The organism is Acinetobacter endophylla, from assembly GCF_053543775.1.
Genome location: NZ_JBLVOM010000310.1, coordinates 1 through 599, shown reverse-complemented (window position 1 = coordinate 599; position 599 = coordinate 1). Strand labels below are relative to the sequence as shown.

Sequence of the window (599 nt, the reverse complement as noted above, 5' to 3'; positions counted from 1 at the left end):
ACCTTCTTGGCACCCGCATCAAAAGCAACTTGAAGACATTCGGCAATACTTTCCACCGGTGTCACAGAACCACCCAAGCTCATATCACCCAGTACCACCATCTGACTTTGAACCGATCGTCCTAAGAGGCCAGAAGCGAAAGCCACTAAACTTGGCAGAGCAAGATGGCTGAGCGGCCCGGTATTCTGTAACTCCACCACATGTAAGTGGAAGTCATGTTCCAGCACCTTACTGCCCCCCGAGATCCGGGATGCATTGGCCTTGAAGTAGTCAAAAGCAATTTTGACCTGCTCTTTGGCACTGCTTGAATTCCATAAGCCTGATGTCGCCAATTTTCCTGAACCTTTGGTCACTTGAAGTTCTAAGCGGTATAACCCCGGCATGCCTTTATTACTGAGCCCGATGGTATATAAGAAACCTGGCTTGGCTGGCCCTTCGGGAATCAGTCCGCCACCACCCTGCTCTTTGACTGAGACAAAATGCTCTTCTAGGGTGTCATTGTCGATATAGCTAAAATGCACATCATAGAATTCCATCCCCCCAATTTTCTTCAGCTGTTCTTTGACCCGACGGCGCACCTGCAGTGCATATTCCAGACA

Annotated in this window: 1 protein-coding gene; it reads right to left on the bottom strand. The window is 49.2% G+C overall.

Annotated features, from left to right (window positions below):
* A partial coding sequence (locus ACNPNW_RS16450) for a S16 family serine protease (RefSeq protein ID WP_448767210.1) occupies nt 1-599 on the bottom strand: 599 nt, incomplete at both ends.